Source organism: Massilia pinisoli (assembly GCF_024753285.1).
Classification (GTDB): Bacteria; Pseudomonadota; Gammaproteobacteria; order Burkholderiales; family Burkholderiaceae_D; genus Telluria; species Telluria pinisoli.
On record NZ_JANUGW010000003.1, the window covers coordinates 393,719 to 412,128 of the forward strand.

16 protein-coding genes are annotated in these 18,410 nt (G+C 69.9%); 7 read left to right on the forward strand and 9 right to left on the reverse strand.

Annotated features, from left to right (window positions below; all coding sequences use genetic code 11):
- Nucleotides 1-34 precede the first annotated feature (34 nt).
- Nucleotides 35-1,945, forward strand: a complete 1,911-nt coding sequence (locus tag NX784_RS05945) for a glycoside hydrolase family 2 protein (RefSeq protein ID WP_258815743.1) — start codon at nucleotides 35-37, stop codon at nucleotides 1,943-1,945.
- Nucleotides 1,946-1,954: 9 nt separating this feature from the next.
- Here the strand turns inward: NX784_RS05945 and NX784_RS05950 are convergent, their stop codons facing one another.
- From NX784_RS05950 to NX784_RS05970, 5 genes are all read right to left on the reverse strand, one after another.
- Nucleotides 1,955-2,614 (reverse strand): glutathione S-transferase family protein, encoded by a 660-nt coding sequence (locus tag NX784_RS05950; RefSeq protein WP_258815744.1) that lies wholly within the window; start codon nucleotides 2,612-2,614, stop codon nucleotides 1,955-1,957.
- 56 nt (nucleotides 2,615-2,670) lie between these two features.
- Nucleotides 2,671-3,597, reverse strand: a complete 927-nt coding sequence (locus NX784_RS05955; protein ID WP_258815745.1) for a CE1 family esterase — start codon at nucleotides 3,595-3,597, stop codon at nucleotides 2,671-2,673.
- Nucleotides 3,598-3,675: 78 nt separating this feature from the next.
- Nucleotides 3,676-3,924, reverse strand: coding sequence for a hypothetical protein (locus NX784_RS05960; protein WP_258815746.1), 249 nt, complete (start codon nucleotides 3,922-3,924; stop codon nucleotides 3,676-3,678).
- A gap of 47 nt (nucleotides 3,925-3,971) precedes the next feature.
- Nucleotides 3,972-5,183 carry a sensor histidine kinase gene (locus tag NX784_RS05965; protein ID WP_258815747.1) on the reverse strand — a complete coding sequence of 404 codons (1,212 nt, stop codon included), beginning with the start codon at nucleotides 5,181-5,183 and terminating at the stop codon, nucleotides 3,972-3,974.
- On the reverse strand, nucleotides 5,173-6,516 hold the full coding sequence (locus NX784_RS05970; RefSeq protein WP_258815748.1) for a sigma-54-dependent transcriptional regulator: 1,344 nt from the start codon (nucleotides 6,514-6,516) through the stop codon (nucleotides 5,173-5,175). Before NX784_RS05970 ends, NX784_RS05965 begins: the two co-directional genes overlap by 11 nt.
- Nucleotides 6,517-6,759: 243 nt before the next feature.
- Between NX784_RS05970 and NX784_RS05975 the strand changes: the two genes are divergently transcribed.
- The 4 genes from NX784_RS05975 to arr are packed head-to-tail and all read left to right on the forward strand — an operon-like array spanning nucleotide 6,760 to nucleotide 11,716.
- Nucleotides 6,760-8,043, forward strand: coding sequence for an efflux RND transporter periplasmic adaptor subunit (locus NX784_RS05975; protein WP_258815749.1), 1,284 nt, complete (start codon nucleotides 6,760-6,762; stop codon nucleotides 8,041-8,043).
- A gap of 38 nt (nucleotides 8,044-8,081) precedes the next feature.
- The gene (locus NX784_RS05980) at nucleotides 8,082-8,762 is read left to right on the forward strand and encodes an ABC transporter ATP-binding protein (RefSeq protein WP_258815750.1); all 681 of its coding nucleotides are present in this window, start codon (nucleotides 8,082-8,084) and stop codon (nucleotides 8,760-8,762) included.
- 10 nt (nucleotides 8,763-8,772) lie between these two features.
- Nucleotides 8,773-11,214 carry an FtsX-like permease family protein gene (locus NX784_RS05985; protein WP_258815751.1) on the forward strand — a complete coding sequence of 814 codons (2,442 nt, stop codon included), beginning with the start codon at nucleotides 8,773-8,775 and terminating at the stop codon, nucleotides 11,212-11,214.
- Nucleotides 11,215-11,260: 46 nt separating this feature from the next.
- The gene (gene arr, locus NX784_RS05990; RefSeq protein ID WP_258815752.1) at nucleotides 11,261-11,716 is read left to right on the forward strand and encodes an NAD(+)--rifampin ADP-ribosyltransferase; all 456 of its coding nucleotides are present in this window, start codon (nucleotides 11,261-11,263) and stop codon (nucleotides 11,714-11,716) included.
- Nucleotide 11,717: 1 nt separating this feature from the next.
- On the opposite strand, the gene NX784_RS05995 is transcribed toward arr, so the two are convergent.
- From NX784_RS05995 to NX784_RS06010, 4 genes are all read right to left on the reverse strand, one after another.
- A complete protein-coding gene (locus NX784_RS05995) occupies nucleotides 11,718-12,863 on the reverse strand; it encodes a PEP-CTERM sorting domain-containing protein (protein ID WP_258815753.1) in 1,146 nt (381 codons plus the stop codon).
- A gap of 138 nt (nucleotides 12,864-13,001) precedes the next feature.
- A complete protein-coding gene (locus tag NX784_RS06000; RefSeq protein WP_258815754.1) occupies nucleotides 13,002-13,862 on the reverse strand; it encodes a PP2C family protein-serine/threonine phosphatase in 861 nt (286 codons plus the stop codon).
- A 32-nt stretch (nucleotides 13,863-13,894) separates the two neighbouring features.
- Entirely contained in the window at nucleotides 13,895-15,061 is a 1,167-nt protein-coding gene (locus NX784_RS06005) for a GspE/PulE/PilB domain-containing protein (RefSeq protein ID WP_258815755.1), read from the reverse strand.
- On the reverse strand, nucleotides 15,058-16,086 hold the full coding sequence (locus tag NX784_RS06010) for a serine/threonine-protein kinase (RefSeq protein ID WP_258815756.1): 1,029 nt from the start codon (nucleotides 16,084-16,086) through the stop codon (nucleotides 15,058-15,060). Before NX784_RS06010 ends, NX784_RS06005 begins: the two co-directional genes overlap by 4 nt.
- A 92-nt stretch (nucleotides 16,087-16,178) precedes the next feature.
- Between NX784_RS06010 and NX784_RS06015 the strand changes: the two genes are divergently transcribed.
- Complete coding sequence (locus tag NX784_RS06015) at nucleotides 16,179-16,742, forward strand: DNA-3-methyladenine glycosylase I (protein ID WP_258815757.1); 564 nt, start codon at nucleotides 16,179-16,181, stop codon at nucleotides 16,740-16,742.
- Between the two features lie 4 nt (nucleotides 16,743-16,746).
- Nucleotides 16,747-18,405: an FAD-dependent 5-carboxymethylaminomethyl-2-thiouridine(34) oxidoreductase MnmC1 gene (gene mnmC1, locus NX784_RS06020; RefSeq protein ID WP_258815758.1), complete on the forward strand. Its 1,659-nt coding sequence runs from the start codon at nucleotides 16,747-16,749 to the stop codon at nucleotides 18,403-18,405.
- Nucleotides 18,406-18,410 lie beyond the last annotated feature (5 nt).

The window sequence follows — 18,410 nt, forward strand, 5'->3', positions numbered from 1 at the left end:
TAGCGCTAACTGCGCCACAACAAATGGAGACTACATGACCCACCCGTTTACCCGGCTGGCGGCCGTGCTTCAATTTTCCGTATCGATGTCGGTGGCCTGCGCCGCGCATGCCGCTCCCGTTGACGTCCAGCTGGCCGGACAGCCATCGAAGGCGGCGCAGGCCAGCAGCCTCATGACGCCGACACAGAACATCTACGGCCGCAGCCACGTGAGCCTGGACGGCCGCTGGAGCTACATCATCGACCCGTACGAGAACGGCTATTACGACTACCGCCACACGCCGTTCGACCAGTCGGAAAGCGGCAAGGGCGGCTTCTACGACGACCGCAAGCCGAAGGACAGGACGGAGTGGGTCGAATACGATTTCGATCGCGCGCCGACGATGACGGTGCCGGGCGACTGGAACTCGCAGGCCGAGAAGCTGCAGCTGTACGAAGGCACCGTGTGGCTGCGCCAGGTGTTCCAAGCCGACCCGAAGCCGGGCAAGCATTACGCGCTGTATTTCGGCGCCGTGAACTACGAGGCGCACGTCTACCTGAACGGCAAAAAACTCGGGATGCACAAGGGCGGCTTCACGCCGTTCCAGTTCGACGTGACGGACAAGCTGGCGAAGGGGCGCAACGTCGTCGTCGTCAAGGCGGACAACACGCGGCACCAGGACGAGATCCCGACCGTGAACACGGACTGGTGGAACTACGGCGGCATCACGCGCGACGTGCTGCTGGCCGAACTGCCCGCCACGTACATCGCCGACTACAAGGTGCAGCTGGCGAAGGGCGACGCGCACCGCATCGAGGGTTTCATCCAGATGGCGGGCGAAGCGAAGGCGCAGCAGGTGACGGTGGCGATTCCCGAAGCGGGCATCAAGACCACCGTGCGCACCGATGCGAACGGCCGCGCGGCACTCAGCGTCCCCGTCGACAAGCTCGTGCTCTGGTCGCCGGAACAGCCCAAGCTGTACACGGTGGAACTCAGCGGCGGTGGCGACAAGGTCGTCGACCGCATCGGCTTTCGCACCATCGAGACGCGCGGCCGCGACATCCTCCTGAACGGCAAATCCGTGTTCCTGCGCGGGATCTCGCTGCACGAGGAGAACCCGTTGATTCCGGGCCGTCCGCGCGGTGCGGGCGACATGCGCATGCTGCTGCAGTGGGCCAAGGAGATGAACTGCAATTACGTGCGGCTCGCGCACTATCCGCACAGCGAAGAGATGATCCGCCTGGCCGACGAGATGGGCCTGATGGTGTGGGCCGAAGTGCCCGTGTACTGGACGATCTCGTGGACGAATCCGGACACGTACGCGAACGCGCACGCCCAGCTGACGGACCTCGTCACGCGCGACAAGAACCGCGCGAGCGTCGTCGTCTGGTCGGTGGGGAACGAGACGCCCGTGAGCGCCCCGCGCAATGCGTTCATGGGCAACCTGGCGAAGACGGCACGCGCGCTGGACGACACGCGCCTCGTCGCGGCCGCGCTGGAGATCCACCGCAAGGGCAGCGACATCACGGTGGAGGACCCGCTCGCGGATTTCCTCGACCTTGCGAGCTTCAACGAATACGCCGGCTGGTACTGGGCCAGCAATGCGGAGATGCTGAATTACCGCTTCGACGTCCGCTACAACAAGCCCGTGGTGATCTCGGAATTCGGCGCGGAGGCGCTCGCCGGCTACCACGCCGACGCCGATACACGCTGGAGCGAGGAGTACCAGGACACGCTGTACCGCAACCAGTTCCGCATGCTGTCGGCGATCCCGGGCTTGCGCGGGATGACGCCGTGGGTGCTGGTCGACTTCCGCTCGCCGCGCCGCCAGCATCCGTACTTCCAGGACTTCTGGAACCGCAAGGGGCTCATTTCGAACGGCGGCCAGAAGAAGCTCGCGTTCTGGACCCTGAAGCAGTATTACGACGACGTGCAGCGCCGCTACGAGGGCAAGGCCGCGCGCTGATTCGGCCCGTCAATCGCGGTCCGGCGCGCCCAGCGGGAACAGGGGCCGGTACTGCCGTGCCTCGTCCACCGCGCGCGCGAACGACGGGCGCGCGAGCAGGCGTGCGCGATAGGCGCGCAGGACGGGGTAGCGGTCGGCGATCGGATGCGTCCAGTCGGCGTAGAACAGCGCGGGCGCGGCGGCGCAGTCCGCGAGGGAGAAGGTCTCGCCCGCGGCCCACGTCTTGCCGGCCAGGGCGCCCTCCAGCCAGGCGTAGGCGAGGTCCAGTTTTTCCGCCGCCAGCGCGAGGCCGTCGGCGCGCTTGGTGGCGTCGCCCGTCAGCGCACCGTCCACCGCGCGCTGCACCATGGTCATCACGTGCAGGTCGAAGAAGCGGTCCATGAAGCGGACGTCGAGCGCGGCCAGCGGGTCGTCCGGCAGCAGGCGCACGGGCCCCGGATGCGTCAGCTGCAGGTATTCGATGATGACGCTCGTCTCGACCACGTTGCGCTCGCCGTCCACGAGGAGCGGGAATTTGCGCAGTGGCCAGCGCTGCAGCCATTCCGCCGCGTGTTGCGGCGTGTCCGGCCCGAGGCTGCGGAATTCGAACGGGGTGTCGTTCTCGTACAGTGCGACGAGGACTTTTTGCGTGTACGACGAGAAGGGATGACCGTAGAGTACGAGAGACATGGAGGGCTCGCTTTCGGGTGGGTGGTGGAAGAAACTGCTTGCATTGGGCGATTGGTTCAATGTGCGTCTTGCACAGGCGGTGCGGCGCGCCGCTTGGCTTTAAAAAACGACCACGCTTCCTCGGAGGTATCGAGATCGTGATTCATTGCCCCGACCAGCTTGCGCGCCAACCACGGGAACGTGGCGTTTTTGGACGCTTCGATATGTCCGCCGCCATCGATCCGCAGGAATTCGACCTGTATGCCCCTGGGGTCCTTTCCCCAGACCGAGCGTGTCGCGGACGTCGGATCATCCGGGTGAAGGTGGGGAAAACGGTAGGTGACCGGCGTGTCGGATAGACCATCCAGCTTGCGCCAGGACGCGACGGATTGCTCGACGCCGAGCGTGGCGCCGCGCCCGCGCAGGAACCAGCTGCCGGTCTTGCCGCCGGCGTAAGGCACGATCTCGTCGGCCGTGCCGTGTTCGATGAATACGGACAGCGGCACCGATGGGGCGCGACACGCATTCTGTGCCGCCACCGGGGCGCTTTGCACGCCGATCGCGGCGAGGCGGGAGCCAAGTTCGATACCGGCCCGGTATGCCATCGCGCCGCCGTGCGACACGCCGAACACGTAGATGCGCTCCGGGTCCGCATCGAATCGGGCGATGGCGTCGTCGATCAGCGACGCGAGGAATCCGACGTCGTCCACCGTCGTGTTGGTGGAGGCATCGGCGCGGCAATCGTTCCATCCCTTCTTGCCGTCGCTGCCAGTCATGCCATCGGGCGCGAGCAGCAGCACGTTGTCGCGGGCCGCCAACGTGGACCATGCGTCGGTCTTGTAGCTGCCGACCGATGCCTGTCCAACCATGATGGCCGCACTGCCGCCGTGACCGTGCAGCACGATGAGCACGGGGCGCTTCGCTTTCGGTACACCTTCGGCCTCGACGGCGATGTAGTGCCGCGGCCCTTCGGGGCGCGCCAGCGTGTGATCCGTGATCGTCACGGCTCGCGCGGAAGGCGCCAAGAAGGCGGCGGCGACACAACAAGACCAGACACTTCGGAGAATCACGCGTTGCCTCTTCTATTTGTCATCCGTTCTGACGGTCGGCCGCCATGTTCCCACACTGCCGACAAGCGCAAGGTAAAGCGCGACGATCAGCCACAATGCCTCGGGCCAACCGATATGCGGGAAGTCGTAGTCGTGAAGATATTTGCCGTTGATCGACCAGATGACATAAGCAGACAGCGCAAATAGCACCAGTAAAACGATCCCGGCGCCCCCTACGATGGCTCGTGCGGCATACCCGAGTCTTCGGTTCTTTTTATCCATTCTCTATGTCTCGTTATGACAGACCGCGCCTGATGTTAACGTGGAACTCAAAACGTCATCACAAACCTTGCCCCGCCCGCCAGCCCGCGCGCATATCGCACCCTGCCGCCGTTGCGATGCACGAGCTGCCGCACCATGGCAAGCCCGATGCCGCTGCCGTTCGCGTGCGTCGTGAAGAAGGGCGTGAAGATCTGGCGGACGAGTTCATCGGGCACGCCCGGACCGTTATCCGTCACCTCGATGCGCAGCTGGGCACCGCGCGCCAGGCGGGCGCTGAACGTCAGTTGCGGGCGGGCCAGGCCTGCGGTCGCATCCAGCGCATTGTTCGCCAGGTTCACCAGTGCCTGTTCCAGCTGACCCGCATCGGCCACCAGTTCGAGGTTCGCCGGTTCCACCGTGAAGCGCGCTTCGCCACCGCGTTCGGCCCACGCCCCGCCCACCATCGCCTGCAGCCGCATGAACAGGTCGTGCACGCGGATGCGCTCGGGGCGCGGCTCGGGCACGCTCGCCAGTGAACGGTAGCCGGTAACGAAGGCCGCGAGGCTCGTCGCACGGCGGCCGATCGCGTCCAGCGCCGTGTCGAGATCGGCGGCGGTGTCCGGCGCGAGGCCGGGGGCGTCCTGCACGAGATCGCGCGCCGTCTGCGACAGCGACGCGACCGGCGTCAGCGAATTCATGATTTCATGGGTCAGCACGTGGACGAGCTTTTGCCAGGCCTGCATGGCTTCCGCTTCCAGCTCGTTCTCGACGGGACTCACGGCGACGAGGCGCTGCGGCCGGCCTTCCAAGGTCAGGTCGACCGCGCCCGCGAGCGCCCGTTCGATGCCATGTTCCGTGTCGATCGCCAGCACCGTGCGCCGGTCCGCGGCGAGGTCCCCCAACTGCCGGCCGAAGCCGTCGCGGTCGACGATGCGGCCCGGCGCCAGCAGGCGCCGGGCGGCCGTGTTCAGCGGGTGCGGCGCGCCAGCCGCGTTCGGCGTGTCCAGCGTGAACAGGGCAACCGGTGCGAACTCGAGCCATGTGTCGAGACGGTCCGCGCGTGCCGTGTCGGGCGGCGCTGGCAGAAGCGCCTCCAGCGGCGCGGCGGGCGTCGCGCATGCGCGCGCGGCGCGCCACGCGAGGCCCGCGCCGCCGATCAGCGCGGCCCCGGCGCACGCCCAGGCCCAGGCCGCGTCCGCGCCTCGCGCGAGCCACCCGGCGCCGACCAGCAGCGCGGCCGCGAGCGCGAGCCTCCACCGTGGCGCCGGGTCAGAGTCCATGTTTGTCGAGCTTGCGGTACAAGGCCGCGCGGCTGACGCCCAGCAGGCGCGCGGCGCGGCTGATGTTGCCCTGCACCTGGTCCAGCGCGGCGGCCACCGCGTCGCGCTCCAGCGTGTCCAGCTTGAGCGACGCTGGTTCCGCAGGCGGCGCGAGGGTGGGCGCGGCGTGCGGCGCCAGGCCGAAATCGTCGGCGATGTACTGGTCGCCCTGGGCCAGGATCACGGCGCGCTCGCACGCATGGCGCAGGGCGCGCACGTTGCCGGGCCAGTCGTGGTGCTGCAGCCGGTCGAGTGCCGCGTCGGCCAGCGGCCGTGGCGCCCGGCCGTACTGGCGCTGGTAGTGCGCGAGGTAGTGGGCGAGCAGCAGGGGGATGTCGCCGCGCCGTTCGCGCAGCGGCGGCACGTTGATCACGATGGTATTCAGCCGGAACAGGAGGTCGGGACGGAACACGGCGGGATCGTGCAGGGCCTCGTCGGCGAGATTGGTTGCGCTGACGATGCGCACGTCGATGGCCTGAGCGCGGTCGGCGCCGAGCGGCGTGACTTCGCGCCGCTCCAGCGCCGTCAACAGCTTGGCCTGGGCGGGCAGCGGGAGGTTGCCGATCTCGTCGAGGAACAGCGTACCGCCGGACGCCGCCTGGAAGCGTCCGGCCCGTTCGTGGCGCGCATCCGTGAACGCGCCCTTGCGGTGGCCGAACAACTCGCTCTCCAGCGTGGCCTCGGGCAGGGCGCCCATGTCGAGGGCGAGGAACGGATGCGCCGCGCGCCGCGACTGGCGGTGCAGGGCACGTGCGACGAGCTCCTTGCCGACGCCGTTCTCGCCCAGCACCATCACGTTCGCCTCGGTCGGCGCGACGTGGGCGATCAGGCTGCGCAGGTGGCGCATCGATGGCGCGTCGCCCATCAGCGCGTGTTCGTCGTTCGGGACGGCAGGCGCGGAATCCGCACGCCGCGTGCACGCCTGGTCGACGGTCGCCAGCAGGCGTGCGTTGTCCCAGGGCTTGGTGAGGAAGTCGCACGCGCCGGCCTTCATCGCTTCCACCGCCAGCGCCACGTCCGCATAGGCGGTCAGCGCGATCACGGCGGGCGGCTGCGGCAACGCCCGCAACTCGCGCAGCGCGGCGAGTCCCGCGGCGCCATCCGTCTGGCCGGGTGCGAAATTAAAGTCGAGCAGTACGACGTCCGGGACGGCGCCCTGCAGGTAGCGCGGCAGGTCGGCCGGATGCGCCAGGCTGTCCACACGTGCCACGTGCCGGCGCAGCAGCAGCGTGGCCGCGTAGACCACGTCGGCGTCGTCGTCGAGGACGAGGATGTGCGCTGCGCTGGGCGACATGGGGGAACCAGGAATGAATGTGCGCCGATTCTAGCAGCCGCCGCGCGTGCGGCCCAGCGTTCCGGGCGGCGTGGCGGCAAAGTGTCCGGAAGCGGACACCTTGCTTGTCCGTTCGCGGACGATGCGCGCGCCGGGAGCGTCCGTCACGGCCTGAATCGCCGTGGCACGGATGTTGCGAACAGTGGCGTCATGCTCTCCAACCTGCACGATGATTTGCCCGCACCCGATGCCGACGGTGCAGCCATGGACACCCCGCTGCCCGCACGCCGCGGACGCCGCCTTGCCGCGCTGTGCGCCGGCGTGCTGTTCGTCGCCGGCGCCGGCATGCTGCTGTGGCGCGCGATGCCGCGGGGCTTGTCGGTCGATGCCGCCAACGTGCGCGTGGCCACCGTCGCCCGCGCGACGTTCCACGACGACGTGCTCGTGCGCGCCAGCGCCGCGCCGCTGCGCTCCGTGTTGCTGGACGCGGTCGAATCGGGCCGCGTCGAGGAAGTGCTGGCGCGCGACGGGGCGCTCGTCGCGCAGGGTGAGGTGCTGTTTCGCCTGTCGAACGCGCAGCGGCGCCTGGAACTGCTGCAGCGCGAGTCGGAACGGGCGCAGCAGATTTCGAATGCGATGAACATGCGGATCGCGCTCGAGGCCAGCCGCGCCGACCGGCGCCGCCGCCTGGCAGACCTCGAGTTCGCGGCGCGCGAGGCGGACAAGCAGTATCGCCGCAGCCTCGCGCTGTCCGGGCAGGGCTTCGTGTCGGCGGCTGCCCTGCAGGACGCGGCCGACCGCAGCGCACAGCAACGGCGGCTGCTGGCCGCCGAGCAGGGCGACGCGCGTACGGAAGAACGCATCCAGGCGAACGCGCTGCAGCAGATGGACAAGGCCGGCACGCGCCTGGAAACGGGCCTGCGCCTGGTCAGCGAGACCGTCGCGGCGCTGGAAGTGCGGGCGCCCGTCGCGGGACGCCTGACGGACTTCCGGCTGCAGGTCGGCGAAACGGTCAAGCTCGACCAGCACCTGGGCCGCATCGACGATCCGGTCCGCTTCAAGCTGGCGGCGCAACTCGACGAGTATTACCTGAACCGCATGGCGCCGGGCCTCGCGGCGCACGCCGTGGTGAACGGAGGATCGTACGCCCTGGCGGTCAGCCGGCTGTCTCCGCAGATCCGCGACGGCAGGTTCGCGCTCGAACTCGCGTTCGGGGAGGGCGCCGCGCCCGTCCTCCAGCCGGGCCAGAGCCTCGACGTGGCGATCACGCTCGGCGCGCCCGCGCCCGCGCTGGTGCTGCCGATGGATGCGTGGATCGCCGACGGCGGCGGCGCCAGCGTCTATGTGCTTGCGGCCGACGGGCGCAGCGCGCTGCGGCGACCGGTCCGCATGGGGCGCCGCAACGACAGCCAGGTCGAAGTGCTGGCGGGCCTCGCGCCCGGCGAGCGCGTGATCGTCTCTTCCACGGCCGCCTACGGCCAGGCCGCGCGCCTCGCCTTCGCGCAGCCGGCCGGCCTTTCAGCCCAACCCAAGGACATGACACAATGAAGCTCGACGATCATCCACCCACATCCACCGGAGACGCCATGCTGAAGCTCGTCAACGTGACCAAGACGTATCGCGGCGGCGACGTGCGCACGCGCGCGCTCGACGGCATCAACCTCGAGATCGAGGCGGGCGAATACGTGGCCGTGACGGGGCCGTCGGGCTGCGGCAAGTCCACGCTGCTCGCGATGCTCGGCCTGCTCGACACGCCGGACAGCGGCGACTACTGGATCGACGGGCAGCAGGCGGCCGGCCTGGACGAGGCGCGCCTGAACCGGCTGCGGCGCGGCCGCATCGGCTTCATCTTCCAGAACTTCAACCTGATCGAAGCGCTGACCGTGCAGGAGAACGTCGAGATGGCATTGCAGTACCTGGGCGTCTCCGCGGCGGAGCGGCGCCGGCGCACGAGCGCGATGCTGGACAAGCTGGGCGTGGCGCACCGCGCGCGCCATCGTCCCTCGCAGCTCTCCGGCGGCCAGCAGCAGCGCGTGGCGATCGCACGCGCCCTGGTCCCGAATCCGGCCGTGCTGCTGGCCGACGAGCCGACCGGCAACCTGGATACGGCGCGCGGCGAGGAAGTCATGCGCCTGCTCCGCCAGATCAACGCCGAGGGCACGACGATCGTGATGGTCACGCACTCGCCGGCGCACGCGGCCCAGGCCTCGCGCACCGTGCGCCTGCTCGACGGACGCATCGTGGTCGATGCGCTCCATGCGGCGTGAGGGGGCTGCGATGACCCGACAAGATTTCACGATCGGCTGGCGCACGCTGGTCGCCGACCCTGTGTATTCGCTGGTGGTCGTGCTGGGGCTGGCGATCGGCTTCGGCAGCTGCCTGCTGCTGCTCGGCTTCGTGCGCTATTCGTGGCAGTACAACGCCCATGTGCCGCACGTCGAGCAGGTCTACGTCGTCAAGCAGCGCGACAACCGCCAGCCGACGGCGCCCTGGTTCGACCAGGTACCATTGCTGCTGCACGCGGTTGCGCTGAAGGCGCCCGGCGTGGACAGCGCGGCCGCGTGGCTGCCCACCCGCCCGCAGCAGCTGACGGCGCGCGTCGGCGGCCGCCTGCACCGCCACGACAGCCTGACCGTCACGCCCGAATTCGCGCGTACGCTGGGCCTCGTTGCCGTGCGGGGTGACCTCGATGCGGCGCTGCGCCGGCCCGACAGCTTCGCCGTCACGGAAGCGGGCGCGCTGGCGATGTTCGGCAGCGCCGACGTGGTCGGCCGCGCCATCGAGGTCGACGGCCAGTCCGTGCGCGTGGGCGCGGTCGTGCGCACGCCGCCCGCCAACACGACGATTCCGTTCGAGACCGTGTTCGGTCCCGCGTCCAGCCTGGCGCCGCCCGAGATCCGCGACGAACTGGTGACCGGCAGCCGTGGATGGTGGGGCAGGATGCTCGTGCGCGTGCGGCCCGGCGCGACCGTCGGGCCGATCCGCGCCGCGCTGCAGGACGCCGTCGACCATGCCGCCGTGCTGCAGAAGATCCCGGCTGCGACCCGCGCGCGCCTGGGCGGGCGCAAGGTGCTCGACATCGAACTGGTGCCGCTCGGCGAAGCGTATTTCGACCGCGACGTCGCCGCCAACAACCTGGCGCGGCCGGGCCCGCGCGGCGACCGCACGGTGGTGGCGGGCCTGGGCGCCATCGCGTTGCTGATCCTGCTGCTCGCCGCGATCAACTACGTCAACCTGGCGACGGCGCGCGTCGTGCGGTGCCAGCGCGAGATCGCGATGCGCAAGGTGCTGGGCGCGAGCCCGCGCCGGATCGCCATGCAGTTCATCGCCGAGGCCTTGCTGGTGGCGCTCCTGGCGACGAGCCTCGGCCTGCTGTTCGCATGGCTGGCGCTGCCGCTGTTCGCCGAGCTGGTGGCGCGCGACCTGGGCGGCCTGCTGGCGCTCTCGAACGTGGCGGCGGCGCTGGTGCTGGGCATCGTCGTGGGCCTCGCCAGCGCGGTCCATCCCGTGTGGGCGGCGCTGCGTGTGGCGCCGCATGGCGCGCTGACCGGCCGGCAGGACGACGAATCGGTGCGCGCCAGCCGCGTGCGCAAGGCGATGACGATGCTGCAGATCGGCGCGGCGATGGGCCTGGCCTGCGTGACGCTCGCCATCACGTGGCAGACCCGGTACGCGCTGGCGCAGGCGCCCGGATTCGATCCGTCGTCGCTGCTGATCGTCGACCTGGAAGGCGGCGCGAACGCCAAGGACAGCGCGGCCGTGCGCGGACTGATCGCGGCGCTGAAGGCCGATGGCGCGGTGGCCGGCGTCGCGATCAGCGAAGACGCGGTGGGCCGCCACGATGCCGCCTGGTCGCGCGAAGTGCGCCGGCCCGGCGTGGCCGACGTGCGCGTCGAGATGAAATCCGTCAGCCCCGATTTCTTCGAGCGGTACGGCATCCGGCCGGTGGCGGGCCGCTTGTTCGATCCGCGCGTCGACGCGGACGACGCGGCCGAACCGTTGGTCGTCAACGCCGTCACGGCCCGCCAGCTCGGCTTCGCCACCGCGGCCGCCGCCGTCGGCCAGATGGTGGTCTTCACGAGTTTCGACGACAGCGTCGTCCACAAGCGGATCGTCGGCGTCGCGCCCGAATTGCGCTTCCATTCGCTGCACGAGGCACCGGCCGCCATCGGGTACGAGGTGTGGATCGCCGGTTCGACGCTGACGGTGAAGGCGGCGCATGCGCTGCCCGAGGCCGAAGCGGCCGTGCGCGCGTTGTGGCCGCGCTGGTTCCCCGACGCGGTGCTCACGATGCACCGCGCCGCCGACGTGCTGGCCGCCGACTACGCCGAGGACCGGCGCCTCGCCCGGCTCGTCGCGATCGCCACCGGCATCGCGCTGGCGATATCGGCCTTCGGCACGTATGCGCTGGCGGCCGACGCCGCGCAAAAACGGGCGCGCGAAATCGTCCTGCGCAAACTGTACGGCGCCCGCAGGCGCGACATCGCCATGCTCATGCTGCGCGAGATCGGCGTGCTGACGTTGGCGGGCGCCGTCGCCGGATTGCCGCTGGGGGCGCTGGTGGGCGAACGCTATCTGTCGTCGTTCGTGGAGCGCGCCCCGTTCGGTTACTGGAACGTGGCGCTGGCGTTTTGCGCGAGTGCCTGCGTGGCGGTGGCGGCGATGGCGCAGCATGCGTGGGGCGCGATGCGCATGTCGCCGGCCGATGCGCTCAGGTAGAATCCAACGGCGGCGCGCGCTGCACCCTGGACGATGAGGACTTTGCATGAGCACTCAAGAATGGACTCCGGTAACCCATGACAACTGCGGCCACGTGCCGGGCCCGTTCTACCACGGCACCCGGATCCGCCTGCAGCCCGGCGACCTGTTGACGGCGGGCCAGGCTTCCAATTTCGAGGACGGGCGCGTCTCCAACAACGTGTATTTTTCCGCGCTGCTGGAGCCTGCCGTCTGGGGCGCGGAGCTGGCCGTGGCGCTCGCTGGCGCCGAGGGTCGGGGGCACGTCTACATCGTGGAACCGACGGGGACGTTCGAGGACGATCCCAATTTGACGAACAAGCGCTTTCCCGGCAACCCGACGCGGTCGTACCGCACGCGTGCGCCGCTCAGGATCGTCGGGGAAGTGGAGGACTGGGCGGGGCATCCGCCCGAGGTGCTGCGGCAGATGCTCGACCACCTCGAGGAACTGCGGCGCGCCGGGCGCGCCGTGATCGAAGACTAGGTCAGCCCCGCGTGCGCTTGCGTGCGCGGCGCGCGGCAAGCAGCGCGGCCAGGCCGGCGCCACCCAGCAGCAGGGTGCCCGGTTCTGGTGCGGCGCCCGGTTTCGTCGGCGTCTTGCCGGGTTTGTCCGTGGTGCCGGGCAGGTCGGTCGTCGGGGGCAGCAGGGTGTCCGGGATCGACGACGGCGGCTTCGTGCCCGTGTCGGTGGAGGGCAGGTTCGTGTCGTCCAGCGTCGTCGGCAGCTGCGGGGCGCCGGCTGGGGAGCCGCCCTTGTCCGCAACGCCGCCGGTATCGGTGCCGTTATTGCCGCCCGTTCCCGTTCCCGTGCCCGTGCCGGCCGGAGACGTCTTGGTCGCCAGCACCTGCGGCAGCGTGCCCCGGTCCCAGGCGCCGACCGGGTTGCTGTTGTAATAAGCCGGTATGCCAGCCATGCGGTGCGCCAGCGGCGTGCCGTTGTTCAGGACCGCGCCGCCCGTGGCGAAGGTTTGCAAGTGGAAGCTCTGGCCTGCGGGATTGCCGTCGACGGCGAATCCGACCTGTGTCACGCCGCCTTCGCCGTCGCCTTCCTGCGCCTGCTCGACGGAGGAATCGAGTTCTTCCTCGCTCGGGCCCCTCGCTTCGACCGGCAGTCGCGGCACGTCGGAGATGCGGTTGCCGCAGCGCGTGCGGATCTCGTTCTGGCCGTCGGACAGCACGGTCTCGCCTTGTGCCAGCTGGAGCTTCTTCGCCGTCCAGTACACCTTGTCGCCCTTGCGGTACGAGACGTACACGCCGCGCGGCGCGGCGACCGTCCTGATGGTGGCCTTCGGCGCTTCGAAGGCGGCGTAGTGCGCCGCGACGACCTTGTCCACGACGATGGCGCGCGACAGTTCGCGGCGGTCGAGCACACCGCCGGGCACGATCGAATAGGGATAGACGCGGCGCGTCTTCTTCGTCTCCGCCTGCGCCGCGGCCGGCCGCACGGCGGTTGCCTGGGCGGGCGCAGCAGCGAGCGCGGTCGCGCCCGTGACCGGTGCCGTGGACGGGCGCATCGCCAGCGCGAACGCGGCGGCGCAGGCGGCCACGCCGAGCACGCCGGCGACAGCCAGGCGCCGGTTCAGGCGCGAACCTTTTCTGCTGCGACGGATGTAGGCGCTGCGGTAGTCCATAAGAGGCTAGGCAAGAAGAAAGTAGGATATCTCCTACAGGGTACCATCTTTCCCAGCGTCAAATCTACGGGTTGTTAAAAAAACTCAATTTGCATAGTGTAATTACGACAGGCGGCGCGCGACCCGAGAGTGCCGGCGTCAGCGTTCGACGAGCGCCAGCACCGCCGTGATGTTGTCGCGGCTGCCGTGCGCCTTGGCCAGCGCGACCAGCTCGGCGCAACACTGTTCCAGCGACTGCGCATGCGCGCCGGCCAGCACGCGTTCGATGGCGGCATGCGGCGTGTTGCCGTACAGGCCGTCGCTGCACAGCAGGTACAGGTCGCCGGGGTGCGGCGTCGTGGCCTTGACGTCGGGCGTGACGGCGGCCATCGGGCCGATCGCCTGCAGCAGCAGGTTCCGCGGCGGGAAGTCGCCGGAGACGCCCGCTTCCAGCGCCTGCTGGTACAAGGTCTGGTCGCGCGTGAGCACGGCCAGTTCGCCGTCGCGGTAGCGGTACAGGCGGCTGTCGCCCACGTGGAAGACGACGAGCGGGCCGCCCGGCAGGCTTTGCCGGAAGCCCGTCAGCGTCGTGCCCATGCCGCCGCCTTCGCCGAGGCCGTTGTCCGCGTTGGCGCCGTACACGCGTGCATTGGCGGCGTCGACGGCCTCGTGCACGGCCACGATGGCGGGCATGTGCTCGTCCTGCCAAGTGGCGTCCGGATCGAACGCGTCGCCGGGACAGGCTTGTGTCGGGGCCGCCGCGGACAGCGCGTCGCGCAGCGTTTCCAGCGCCAGCCGGGCCGCGATCTCGCCGCCCTCGTGGCCGCCCATCCCGTCGGCCACCGCGACGAGGTTCAGCTGCGCATCGATGAGGAAGTTGTCCTCGTTGGATTGGCGCACGAGTCCGACGTCGGTCAGGCCGTACGCGCAACCGAACGACAGGCGGTGATAAATGCTCGGGGTTAGCTGCTTCCAGTTGCTCATCGACGGCGCGGCTTGCGTGGCTAAGGAGGGCTGCATGCTAGCACGCGTGACGCAGGCACCGGTGGATTTCACGGGAGCCGCAGGATGCCGCTGACCGTGAAGCGGATCTCGCCGGGCCGCTCGCCCGGTACCGTCTCGATGCGCACGTCGGACAGGCCCTCGCGCTGGCTGCCGGCCACGAGCGCGGCGACGGCGTCGACCAGCTTGTCCGCGCGCGCGGGCGCAAGCGGGACGGATTCGGCGGCAGCGCCGAAGTACTGGTCGAGCATCGCCGCGAAATCGCGCCGCGTCGTCACGCAGAACACGGGACGCGCTTGCGGGAACAAGCGCGCCACCGCGTCGTCCGACCGGACGCGTTCGGGATCGATGCAGACGACGTACAGCGCATGCTCGTTGCGCTCGACGGGCAACCACTGGCGCACCTCGGCGCTCGCGCGGTCGATGCCGGCCAACAGGTCCGCCGGGACGCGCCGTCCCGGGTGGAACGCGAGATACGGCACGGCGTAGTGATCGGCCAGCGCGCGCCCGACGACGGGCAGCTTGAGCTTGCAGTCGTCGAGCAGCACGTCCTCGATGTCGCGGCCGTCGCGGCGCGCCTGCTCCACGGCCGCGTCGACTTCCGCGCGGCCCAGCAGCCCCGCGCGCAGCACGCCGACGAAGCCCATGCGTTCGCGCGGCGCGTCGTTGCGGCGCTGGGCGAACGCGATGCCCAACGTGTCGCACAGGTAGCGCGCGCCTTCGACGACGGTGCCGTCGAACGGGCCGCCGTGCAGGTTGTTGATGACCTGGAGGACGCCGCTCACTTCATTGTCATGCACGATCGGCACGACGAGCATCTGCGTCGTGCGGTAACCCGTGCGTTTGTCGACGCCCTGCTGGAAGCGCAGGTCGGCCGCGTAGCGCTGCAGTTCCCGCGCATCGTAGACGTCGTTCAGGTTCAGCAGGCGGCGCGCCAGCGCGGCATAGCCCGCCACGCTTTGCGCGGAGATCGGCAGGCGCAGCTGGCGGAACGACGCCATGCCCGTCTTGACCTTGGCGACGAGGCTCGCCTTGTCGTCGCCGACCGTGTAGATCGTCAGGCGGTCGGCACCGAACAGGGCGCAGATGTCCGGGGACAGGTCGAGCATGATCTCGTCCACGTGGCGCGTCGCGTGGATGCGCGTCGTCAGCTGCTGCAGGCGGCGGAAGAAGTCGCCGTGCGCGCCGGGGCCGTGCAGGAGGGTCGTGTCGTTCATGGGCGCGTCATCGAAGCGAAGCGCGTCGCATCGACGTCGTCGTCCGCCGCGGCCGGGGCCGGTGCCGGGGCAGGCGGCGCGATGCGGGTGGCGTCGGCGTCGACGGGTGCGGGGCGGACCGTGGGCGGGCGCGGCGTCACGGTGTCGGGCCGCCACGACGGCTGCGTCGGCGTGTCGCCGTCGAGTGCGCGCAGGAGGTCGTCGCGGAATGCCTCGGCGCTGGGGTAGCGCTCCTCGGGGCGCTTGGCGAGCGCGCGCAGCACGATGCGGTCGAACGCGGGGCCGAGCAGGGGATTCAGCAACGTGGGCGGGACGGGATGCTCGTGCAGGATCTTCTGCTGCACGGCGAACATGCCGGCGCCGCGGAACGGCCGCTCGTTGGTGAGGAACTGGTACAGCACGATCCCGACGGCGAAGATGTCCGCCTGCGGTCCGACGGCCTGGCCCGTGATCTGCTCGGGCGCCATGAAGCTGGGCGTGCCGACCATGTCGGCGCCGTCCGCGTCCAGCACGGCCGCGTTCAGCGCGGCCATGTGGGCGACGCCGAAGTCCGTCAGCTTCACGCGCAGGTCGTGGCTCAGCATGATGTTGGCCGGCTTGACGTCGCGGTGGATCACGCCGTGGCGGTGCGCGTAGCCGAGCGCGTCGAGCAGCTCGCACGTCATGCGCTCGGCGTCTTCCAAGGTGAAGTCGAGCTGGAAGTCCTGCGTCATGTCGAAGTAGGCCGCGAGCTCTTCGCCGCGCACCAGTTCCATCACCATGTAGGCGACGCCGTTTTCCTCGCCGAAGTCGTACAGCGCGACGATGTGCGGATGGTTCAGGCGCGCGACGGCCTGCGCTTCGCGGATGAAGCGGGCCGAGTACGAGGCGAGGAGGTCGGGATCGGCATCGCTGGCGGTCGAGATGACCTTGATGGCGACGCTGCGGTCCAGGCGCGGATCGAGCCCTTCATAAACCTCGCCCATGGCGCCGCGGCCCAGCACGCGCACGATCCGGTATCTGCCTAACTGCGTCGGTGGATTCATGGCCGCAAGTGTAATTCAAATTGATTCATCGACAATAAAAATCGGCCCCGCACGGGGATGCCGCAGCGGTCGCGGAGGTTTATACTTGATGTATGAACGACATCCGCTGCACCTGGGCCAACATGGCCAATCCGCGCTACATCGCCTACCACGACCACGAGTGGGGCGTGCCGTGCCACGACGAGACGACGCTGTTCGAAATGCTGAACCTCGAGGGCGCGCAGGCCGGGCTGTCGTGGGAAACGATCCTCAACAAGCGCGACAACTACCGCCTCGCGTTCGACGGCTGGGACGCGGAAAAGATCGCGCGCTACGACGATGCGAAAGTGGCCGACCTGCTCGCCAACCCGGGCATCGTGCGCAACCGCCTGAAGGTCGCGGCCGCCATCGCCAACGCCCGAGCTTACCTGCGCCTGCGCGACGAGGGCTTGACCTTGGACGGCTACCTGTGGGGCTTCGTCGACGGCCGACCCATCGTCAACGACTGGCCCGACGGCGCGCGGCCGGCCCGCACCGACCTGTCCGACCGCATCTCGAAGGACCTCGGCAAGCGCGGCTTCAAATTCGTCGGATCGACGATCGTGTACGCATACATGCAGGGCATCGGCATGGTGGACGACCACGACCGTGCCTGCCTGTGCCGCCGCCGGAGGTGATGCCATGGACTATCGCGCATGCTGGTGCAGCCGGGCGCGTTACACCGTCTTCGATGCGCATTACGGCGACGGGAGTGCGGTCCGCGTCCTGACCGACGTCTGGCGCACCGACCCGCACCGTTCGCCGAACCTGCACGTGATCGCCGTCTGCGACCACCTGCTACCGGGCTTCCACCGCATGCCGCAGGCGGAGCCGGGCCTGACCGTCGACCTGGTCAGCGCACCGCTGGAGGAGGCGCTCGCGCAGCTGACGGCGCGCGTCGACCTGTTCCGCCTGCACGACATCGAACAGGCCGGCACCGACTTCGCGCGCCACGTCGCGCGCGTGGCCGCGCAGGATGCGCACCTGCTCGCGCAAGGCCTCACGCCAGCGCAGATCGACGCGCTGACGGCGCAAGGCTTCGTGTTCGACGCGGGCGGCCAGCACGCGCGCTTCGCCAGCCGCAAGCCGCGTGCGCCGGTACCGCCCGCGCCCGAGCGGCGCGCCATCGTGCTGGGCGCCGGCATCGCCGGTTCCGCCGCCGCGGAGCGCCTGTGCGCGCGCGGCTGGCAGGTGACGCTCGTCGACCGCCAGCCGCAGCCCGCGATGGAAGCGTCGGGTAACCTGGCCGGTATCTTCATGCCGCTGCTGTCGAAGGACGACAACGTGCCCACGCGCCTGACGCGCGCCGCCTACCTGTACGCGCTGCGCCACTGGGAGCATCTGGGTGGCATCGGCCGCGCCATCGAGGGCGACACGTGCGGCGTGCTGCAGCTTGCGCGCGACGCCGGCCACGCCGACGTGCAGCGTGCCATCGCCGCCGACAAGTCCCTGCCGCCCGATTTCGCCGAGTGGCTCGAGCGGCCCGCGGCGGAAGCCTTGCTCGGCCTGCCGGCGCCGGACGGCGGCTGGCTGTTCCGCGGCGCCGGCTGGGCGCGGCCCGGCAGCGTGTGCGAGGCGATGCTGGCCGCGTGCGGCGGCCGGCTCGAGCGGCGCTTCGGCGTCGGCGACGTGCGCATCGAACGGGTCGGCGAGCGCTGGCACCTGACGGACGCGCACGGCGCCACGGTGGCGTGCGCGCCGAACCTGATCCTCGCCAACGGCAGCGGCGCCGTCGCGGTGCCGCAAGCCGCGCAGCTTCCGCTGACGACGCTGCGCGGGCAGGTGTCGCACGTGCCGGCCGGGATGGTGCCGAAGCTGTCCGTCGTGCTGTGCCGCGAAGCCTATCTGACGCCGGCGTCCGGCGGCGTGTGCAGCGCGGGCGCGACGTACGACGCCGATCCGAACCCGGCGCTGTCGCCGGAAAGTCACGCGGAAAACCTGGAGCGCCTGCGCGGCCTGCTGTCCGACCCGCAGGCCGCACAGGATGCGCCGCTGGAAGGCCGCGTGGGCTTTCGTTGCGTCGCGCCGGACCGCCTGCCGCTCGTCGGCCGCCTGCCGGATTTCGACGCGGCCGGCACCACCGAGCGCCTGCGCGACGTGCCGCGCCATCCGGGCCTGTACGCACTGCTCGGCTACGCATCGCGCGGCCTGATCTGGGCGGGTTTGGCGGCCGAACTGCTGGCCGCGCAGATGGAGGGCGAGCCGCTGCCATTGGAAGCCAGCCTCGTGGACGCGCTCGATCCGGCCCGCTTCGTGTTGCGCGCACGCCGCGCGCCGCGGGGTCCGCAGTCCGAAAATTGATTTCT

What these genes read in the sequence shown, in the direction of transcription:
- NX784_RS05945 (WP_258815743.1), top strand. Translation starts at nt 35, where the DNA reads ATGACCCACCCGTTTACCCGGCTGGCGGCCGTGCTTCAATTTTCCGTA.
- NX784_RS05950 (WP_258815744.1), bottom strand. Translation starts at nt 2,614, where the DNA reads ATGTCTCTCGTACTCTACGGTCATCCCTTCTCGTCGTACACGCAAAAA.
- NX784_RS05960 (WP_258815746.1), bottom strand. Translation starts at nt 3,924, where the DNA reads ATGGATAAAAAGAACCGAAGACTCGGGTATGCCGCACGAGCCATCGTA.
- NX784_RS05965 (WP_258815747.1), bottom strand. Translation starts at nt 5,183, where the DNA reads ATGGACTCTGACCCGGCGCCACGGTGGAGGCTCGCGCTCGCGGCCGCG.
- NX784_RS05970 (WP_258815748.1), bottom strand. Translation starts at nt 6,516, where the DNA reads ATGTCGCCCAGCGCAGCGCACATCCTCGTCCTCGACGACGACGCCGAC.
- NX784_RS05975 (WP_258815749.1), top strand. Translation starts at nt 6,760, where the DNA reads ATGGACACCCCGCTGCCCGCACGCCGCGGACGCCGCCTTGCCGCGCTG.
- NX784_RS05980 (WP_258815750.1), top strand. Translation starts at nt 8,082, where the DNA reads ATGCTGAAGCTCGTCAACGTGACCAAGACGTATCGCGGCGGCGACGTG.
- NX784_RS05985 (WP_258815751.1), top strand. Translation starts at nt 8,773, where the DNA reads ATGACCCGACAAGATTTCACGATCGGCTGGCGCACGCTGGTCGCCGAC.
- arr (WP_258815752.1), top strand. Translation starts at nt 11,261, where the DNA reads ATGAGCACTCAAGAATGGACTCCGGTAACCCATGACAACTGCGGCCAC.
- NX784_RS05995 (WP_258815753.1), bottom strand. Translation starts at nt 12,863, where the DNA reads ATGGACTACCGCAGCGCCTACATCCGTCGCAGCAGAAAAGGTTCGCGC.
- NX784_RS06000 (WP_258815754.1), bottom strand. Translation starts at nt 13,862, where the DNA reads ATGCAGCCCTCCTTAGCCACGCAAGCCGCGCCGTCGATGAGCAACTGG.
- NX784_RS06005 (WP_258815755.1), bottom strand. Translation starts at nt 15,061, where the DNA reads ATGAACGACACGACCCTCCTGCACGGCCCCGGCGCGCACGGCGACTTC.
- NX784_RS06010 (WP_258815756.1), bottom strand. Translation starts at nt 16,086, where the DNA reads ATGAATCCACCGACGCAGTTAGGCAGATACCGGATCGTGCGCGTGCTG.
- NX784_RS06015 (WP_258815757.1), top strand. Translation starts at nt 16,179, where the DNA reads ATGAACGACATCCGCTGCACCTGGGCCAACATGGCCAATCCGCGCTAC.
- mnmC1 (WP_258815758.1), top strand. Translation starts at nt 16,747, where the DNA reads ATGGACTATCGCGCATGCTGGTGCAGCCGGGCGCGTTACACCGTCTTC.